Annotated in this window: 5 protein-coding genes; all 5 read left to right on the top strand. The window is 52.7% G+C overall.

The annotated features are described in order from the left end of the window. The first annotated feature begins 3 nt into the window (after positions 1-3). Positions 4-471, top strand: a complete 468-nt coding sequence (sufU, locus tag HMPREF2804_RS03890; protein ID WP_070450725.1) for a Fe-S cluster assembly sulfur transfer protein SufU — start codon at positions 4-6, stop codon at positions 469-471. Positions 472-578: 107 nt separating this feature from the next. After that, entirely contained in the window at positions 579-5606 is a 5028-nt protein-coding gene (locus HMPREF2804_RS03895) for an RHS repeat-associated core domain-containing protein (RefSeq protein ID WP_168164904.1), read from the top strand. 12 nt (positions 5607-5618) lie between these two features. Continuing rightward, positions 5619-6368 (top strand): hypothetical protein, encoded by a 750-nt coding sequence (locus HMPREF2804_RS03900; protein ID WP_070627366.1) that lies wholly within the window; start codon positions 5619-5621, stop codon positions 6366-6368. 159 nt (positions 6369-6527) lie between these two features. Continuing rightward, complete coding sequence (locus tag HMPREF2804_RS10710; protein WP_246824126.1) at positions 6528-6680, top strand: ribonuclease domain-containing protein; 153 nt, start codon at positions 6528-6530, stop codon at positions 6678-6680. A gap of 15 nt (positions 6681-6695) precedes the next feature. Further along, a partial coding sequence (locus HMPREF2804_RS03905) for a hypothetical protein (RefSeq protein ID WP_070627368.1) occupies positions 6696-7259 on the top strand: 564 nt, incomplete at its 3' end.

The following is a 7259-nucleotide window of genomic DNA, read 5'->3' on the forward strand; positions in this document are numbered from 1 at the left end:
TTCATGTCCCTAGAATCGCTCTACCAAGACATTATTCTGGAACACTCAAAGCAGCGCACCGGCGAACATCTGGTGGAGGTACCCGCCGGGCACGCCAGCGCCGACAACCACCAGTACAACCCCACCTGCGGAGACGAAATCAACCTGCGCCTCGTGCTTTCTGATAAGCAGAAAAACGGCGAAAAGGTCGTTGAATCGGTCTCGTGGGAAGGCGACGGCTGTTCCATTTCGATGGCGGCGGCATCGGTACTCTCCGAGATGGCACCGGGCATGACTGTGGGGGAGCTGCAGAACCATGTGGATGCGTTCCGCGAGATGTTGCGCTCGCGCGGTCAGATTACCCTGGATGAGGAAGAATACGGCGATATGGCGGCATTTTCTGGGGTCTCAAAGTTTATGGCCCGCGTCAAATGCGCGATGCTCTCATGGGTGGCAGTCGAAGAGGCAGCCCGCGAGGCAAGCACGAAATAGGCGTACCTATGGTTGGCTGCTGCGCTGACCCTAAAACATAGCTTCACCCATCGAGCGGCTCTCCGGTCACCATGACCGAAGGGCCGCTCTTCTATGCGCATGCACATATGGCATATAGGGTTTTGAACTCCGGGCAGATATCGTCAGTGACAGATCCGACAGGGGTCGTGACGCGGCTTTCCTATGATGCTCGAGGGAATCTGACCGGAGTGCTTAATGCTGTGGGCGACATGCTCAAGGTTGAGTATGATGCCCAGGATCGGCCCGTTTCAGTAGTTTCTCCGTCAGGAGGAACTATGCGGGTTGAGTATGACGCTGCCTCGCGTCCTGTTCGGGTGATTGACCCGGCGGGGAACGCAACTGTGTATACATATACTCCTGCGGGCAAAGTCGCCAGTATCACGGATGCGGTTGGGGGTGTGCGCCGGCTTGAGTACAACGCCGCTGGGGAACTGGTTGCGCAGGTGGCACCTGATGGCGCCCGTACCGTGCGTGAGATCAACGAGCTGGGATACACGGTTGCTGAGACTGACCCGTTAGGGCATGTGACGAAGTTTGTTCATGATGGTATGGGCAGGGTTACAGAAAAGATTGACCCAGCCGGGAATGTGTGGGCGAGCAGGTATAACGCTGCTGATACTTTGGTGGAGCATACCGATCCGACGGGTGTGCTCACACGGGTAAGTCGAGATAGTGCTGCCGGTGAGATCACGCATCAGGACGGTGTTGGGAACACCGCGACGGTGGGATTTGACGCGCTGGGCCGGGTGATGAGCAGTATTGACCCGTCTGGGGCAGTCACGTCGTGGGCGTATCAGTTTTTGACTAACACTACGACTGCCTCCTCGGGTGAAGGGGATCGGGGCGCCGCGCATCGTCAGGGTGCTTCAGAGCCTGTTCGCGTGCAGGATCCGACAGAGAATCTGGTGAGTGTCCCCGGTGCCCATGCGTTGCGGACGTGTACTGATGCTGCTGGTCAGGTTTCGGGTGAGGTGTGTGATGCTGCTGGGCGGGTGCTCAGGCAGGTGAGTGCCTCGGGGGCTGTGACGGAGTATTCGTATGATGCGTGTGGTCGGGTTGCCTCAGTGACAGATGCTGATGGGGTGATGACTGAGTACCGGTATGATGCGGATTCGCGTTTGGTGGCGAAGACTCGTGCTGGCGTGGTAGTGGAGTCTTTTGTGTATGATGCCTGTGGGCGTCTGCTGGAGCGTCGTGCTGGGACTAAGCTGGTGGGCAGGTATGCCTATGATGCTGCCGGGCGTGTGGTGCGGTGTGTGGATGCTGCTTGGGGCACTCGGTCGTTCTCCTATGATGCGTGTGGGCGTGTGGTTAAGGCTGTTTCCGGCGTAGGTGGAACATGCTTTTTTGATTATGACGGCGCGGGGCGCTTATTAGCGCGGCGTGTGGCTACGTCTGAGGGTTTTGCGACGACTTCGTATGCCTATGATGCGGTGGGGAACGTGGTGTCGGTGACGGACCCATTCGGGGCGGTGACCAAGTATGCGTATGATGGCGCGCACCGGTGCACTGAAGTCATGAATCCGGATGGTTCGCGGGTGTCGTATGCGTATGATGGCGCCGGCGAGGTGGCGAGTATGCATGTGGCTAAGCCAGGTGAACGCTTGGGTCGGTTGGCTTGTGAGTGGGTGCGAGATCGAGCCGGTCGGTGCCTGACGGTGAAGGATTATCTGGCGGGGGAGAATCTGGCACGGCTAGGCGCTCAGCGGTCTGCAGCTGCTACGGTCGCTACAGCAACAACCACCGTTGGTTCTGCTAACGCGAGTGCAACAACGGCTGCTGGTAGGTCTTCTATCGGTTTCTCGGATGGCGTGGAATCCGAAGCTGATGTGCATGTTCAGACGACCTATGTCTCAGATGCTTTGGGACGTTTGGTGAGGGTGGATTCTGCCCCGAAACTCGGGGATGAGGTTTCTGATACGGCGTTCTTTGCAGCGGGTAATCGAGTATCCGCTGCCGAAAATGCTTCTGCGGCTGAGGTGTTCGCATCTACGGGTGCGTGGAGTCTAGCGTACTCCTATGATGCTGATGGGAATGTGGTTCAGCGAACTACTCCGTATGGTTCTACCGTGTATGGGTATTCTCCGGGCGGGCGTATTAGGTCTACGCAGCAGATCCCTGCCGGTGTCGGGGTAGAGGACTCATCGAGTGTTGGCGATAAGCCTGGGGTGGCTGAGTTCGCTTATGATGCGCTGGGGTATTTGGAACGTGTTCAGGTTGGGGAGTGTGTCTCTTCGTGGGTGCGTGATACGTCCGGGGCCGTTATGGGGTACACCGAGGAAGTTCTCGGGGGAGCCAACGAGCCTGGTGGTTCATCGTCGGGTGTGGTGCAGGGTGTGCGGGTACGCCGGAATCCTGCGGGGAAGATTACTCGGGTGGAAGATACCGTTAAAGGTTCCTGGTGTGAGTACGCCTATGATGCTTCCGGCAGGTTGATCCGTGCGGTGAGCTCGGATGATGTGTCGGTGGCGTGGGTGTATGATCCGGTCGGATTGCTTATGAGGGAAGAAACCCATCAGGAAGGTGCCCTGGTTCGGGTGCGTTCGTTTTCCTATGCGGGGGAGCGGGTGCAGACGGTACGCCTGCATGAGGCACTAGAGGATGGCGTTTCTTCCGCTGCACCTTTTGCGGGTGTGGTGGAGGATCTAACCGGGTTAGATACGTCATCTTTGGTGTGTACAGGGTCGATTCAGTATTCCTATGATGTGCGGGGTTTCCGTACCGGGGCGGCTGATCATACTGGTGCTGCCGTGACGTGGGGCTGGGATGCTCTGGGCTCTTTAGAGCGGGTGGAGCGTATCAACCACAACTCCGACTCCCCGTTAGGCAGTCATTTGTCCGCTGCCAGCGATGGTAACTCGACGGTGTGGTTTGCGGCATCGTCGGTTCGGAATATGCCGGTAGCTGTTGGGAGTCAGCAGGATGGGCAGGATCCTGTTGTCTCGCCGCTGGTGTGGGATACGACAGTACCTGATGCTGCTTTGTTGGTGGGCGTTGGCGTTACCGAGGCGGTCTCGGCGGGGTCTGTGCTTGGTGGACGCGATAGTATCCTCACCGGTACAGGTGCGGGAGTATATAGTTTTGGCACGGATATCTTCGGTACCGCGTCCCCGGTGACTTGGGGAAGCAACACCACTGCAGCTGCTGGTAATGGGTTGCCGGGTTTGCCTGCTGATGTGGGTTTGACAGTTCAGGGTGCGTTAGCAACTGTTGGCGGTGAGTTGATGGGTGCGCGTTTGTATGATCCTGTGACGGCTGGGTTTTTGTCGCCGGATCCTGTGGAGCCTGTGGCCGGGTCGGGGTATATGGGTGCGTCGTATTTGTTTGCGTCGGGTGATCCGGTGAACCTGCACGACCCCACAGGATTAGAGCCTATTCCGGTTGAGGTGATGACGGAATATATACGACGTGTTAAGAACGGAGATGTACAACGAGACGCCTTAAATAAGTTTTGGGAAGACGTTAAACACAAATGGAATCGTTTTTGGTCCAGTTCTATTGATGATTGGAATAAATTCTGGGAAGACTTCCTTAAAGACCCAGTAGGCTGGATAAATTCTCATCCAGAAGAACTGCGTAATGGCGCAGTCATGATTCTGTCTGTGATGATGCTCGGTACCCCTTTGAGCCCGTTCGCCGTAGGGTATCTTGGGGGAGTTGGCACCTCGTGGATTATCCAGCGATGGGAAAATGGAAAGATTGACCCTAGGCAATTACAAATAGACGGTTTGATAGGTGCTGGTAGCGAAGCACTCTTTATGCTAATAGGTCGTGTATATAGGGTTGTTCGGTCTGGCAAAGGTGTCGAATTTAATACAAGTGGTGGTCGCTTGTCTATTCCTGGGCAAGCCCCTTCCTCAATGGCTAAGTTCGATACTAGGTTAGTTGGTGCCGCAGAGAGTAAAATTCTTCAAGCAGGCGAATCTGGTTTTTACACCCGCCTAAAGCCTGGTGATGCCGGTTACGGAATTTTGAAATCTCCTGCGCGAGAGTTGCAGGAAACTCGTTACCCTAAGATCGAGGTTAAACCTGTTACTGGTGGTGCTAGTTCAGCGACGGAGGTTCCGCCGGTTGCGGTGTCGCGTGTTGATGTTCCGCAGGTTGCTCCGGTGGAGGGTTCTGGTGCTTCTCGTGGTGCTTCGCAGGTTCCGGTGAAGCCTGTGGAAGCTCCGCAGGTGGGCGAGGTTCCGCCTGCTTCGGGTGCTGGGTCTGGTGCTGCTGGTATGCAGGCTGTTAAGCCTGGTGGTGTGGCCGATGATGCTGTGGCGGCTCGTGGTTCTGCTGGTGTGCGTGAGCCTGAGGTGCAGCTGAAACCTGTTGAGGAACCGAAGGTTGAGAACCTGCCTCCGGCGAAAGGTGTGGAGGGTGATTCTAATCCTGTTACGGCTGACAGGCATGTATCTTGGACAGAGCATCCTCCTGGGTCTACTGTGCAGAATGGTGATAAGACGATTACGTATCTTGATGCTGCCGATTTCAAGAGTGCTCTTGCAACGGGTACTAAGGATAGCTCGCGGTATGTGCGTGTTGAGGAGCCTGGAACATATAACGTGTACGGATTCGATGAAGCAAGGCTTGTAAGGGATGATTACTATAAAAAACTCAAAGGACAGGATTCTCCTGCCGACTTGTCCAAGGGCGAGCCTAAGTTTGCTTTGTGGCGTCCTGAAGTTGGTGAGCCTAACCTGGATACTGCGATGACTGGTTTTAGGGATGTGACTCGGCATGGTAATACGGTTGAAGCTCAGGTTGGAAACCACAAGTTTATGGTGACTAATCTGGATGAGTATACTGGGACGATTCCTGACGATGTGGTTCCAACTGCTAAATCAATTTATGAAGATGGGGAAGTATACTGGAAAAATAAGGATCATAAGCCTGAGGGTTTTGGGAATGTGCCGGATCCTCTACCTTTTGATAATAAAGATGCGCGTATTCTCCCAACCCATGACCAAGTAGGAAATGAGATCAAATACACGGAATACAAAGTTAGAAGGCTTTTTCGTACTCCAAACCAAGTAAATGATGCAGGTATAGAACGTTTGGTCGTTGGTTCTGACGGAAGCATTTACTTCACCCCTGATCATTACGAAACCTTTGTCAGAATTATCTAAAAGGAATTGACCATGCCATATAAGAAAAAGTATAAGGATGAGTTCATTGTTCCCGTCTTTACTCAGGAGAGCGGGTACTGGGAGAAAATCATGAAGCCTCGCCTGCAGGAACAGGGGTGGTTTATTGTTGAGGTGGATTGTGCCGGGGTAGATAGTTCGCATGAACTTGGGCGTAGGCTTTTACGAGCGCTTGGGTTTAACATTGCTCCAGATCAGTGGGTGAACGGTTTCTGGGTTATGAATGCTGTTACAGAAGCTGACTGGAATGATATGCGTCAGGGTCTTTTTGTATTCTATAAGAACTTTGAGGACCTTTTTAGCGTCCAGGAAAGTTGTTCACCTTTTTATGCTCCGGAGTATGCCCTTCAACTAGCTGAAAATATGGTTCACCATTATTCTAAATTCCGGGGAAATATTTATGAACAGTACCCTGTGGTGGTGGGGTACGGCGTTGGTCTTCCATCGTCGTATCTCCCACAGTTTGAGGAACTGATGGGTGCTGAGAGTGTGATGATTGCTGGTGAGGGCGTGCGGTATCCGTGGTCTGATTTTGAGGAAGAGCGGCGGAGGAATTTCCCGAACGGAGCCCCGGACCCTCTGTACGATAAAGAAGGGATCGTCTATGGGTTTACGATTGATGATAAGGATTCTACCGGAGTCTATGTGGAAGACCCTCGATATTATCCTGAATCACCATTTTATGACCCTGCTCTTGCCTCCAAGGTGCACCTGGTGCATAGTGAATTTGACGATCCCGAATAATCGATCATGTTCTTTCTTGAGTTTAGTTGTCCGTAACTTATAGCGAAGTTACGGACAACTAAACTTTTTATATCTGTCGTTAAGCAAGAAAGCTATAGAGGCTGTTCTGCCGTAACTGATGGTAAGGGAAATCCTATTACGTATACGGAAATGGATTTCATGGCTCCTCAACCTAAGATCGGTGAAATTGAGTTGAAGCCTAACGGGAAACCTGATACGACTCGTGGTGATGACCGGTTGATAGTGGGTAGTAATGGCAGTATCTATTACAGTCCGGATCATTATCACACGTTTATTCTATTAGTAGAGTAAGGGAGAAAAATAACCATGGCTTATACACCAGAAAGGCCGAAATCTTTTGTAGCTCCTTTGTTTATCCGTGAGGGTGGGTACTGGGAGAATCATATGCTGCCTTATCTGGAAGCGGAGGGGTGGAAGGTTATTGTTGTTGACTGTGCCGGGGTAAAAACCACGTTGGATTTTGCGTACCGTCTGGTTGAGAGTATTGAGAGTGTTTATGCTATTCCGGATGATTTTAACCTGCGTTGGGCTTCGGAAGATGCTTGTCTGATTGACTGGTTTGATATGCGCCAGGGGCTGTTTGTGTTGTACAAGAATTTTGATGATCTCTTCGTGATGGATGATAAGGCTGTTACAGCGTGCGTAAATATTCTGGAAACTATGGACGGTCGTTATACTGTTCGTCCAGTTTTCGGTAGTGGGCTTTATCGGGTCCTCTTTGGATATGGATTTGAATTTTCACGCGAGAGCCTACCTGTAATCAAAAAATTCTTTGAAGATAAAACTGTAACCGCCAAAGATGGGGCGGAATATCCTTGGAGCGGTGTGGAGAGGTATAAGAAAGTGTTTTTTCCTCAGGGTTTTCCTGAC

The organism is Rothia sp. HMSC065G12, from assembly GCF_001811455.1.
GTDB classification, from domain to species: Bacteria; Actinomycetota; Actinomycetes; order Actinomycetales; family Micrococcaceae; genus Rothia; species Rothia dentocariosa.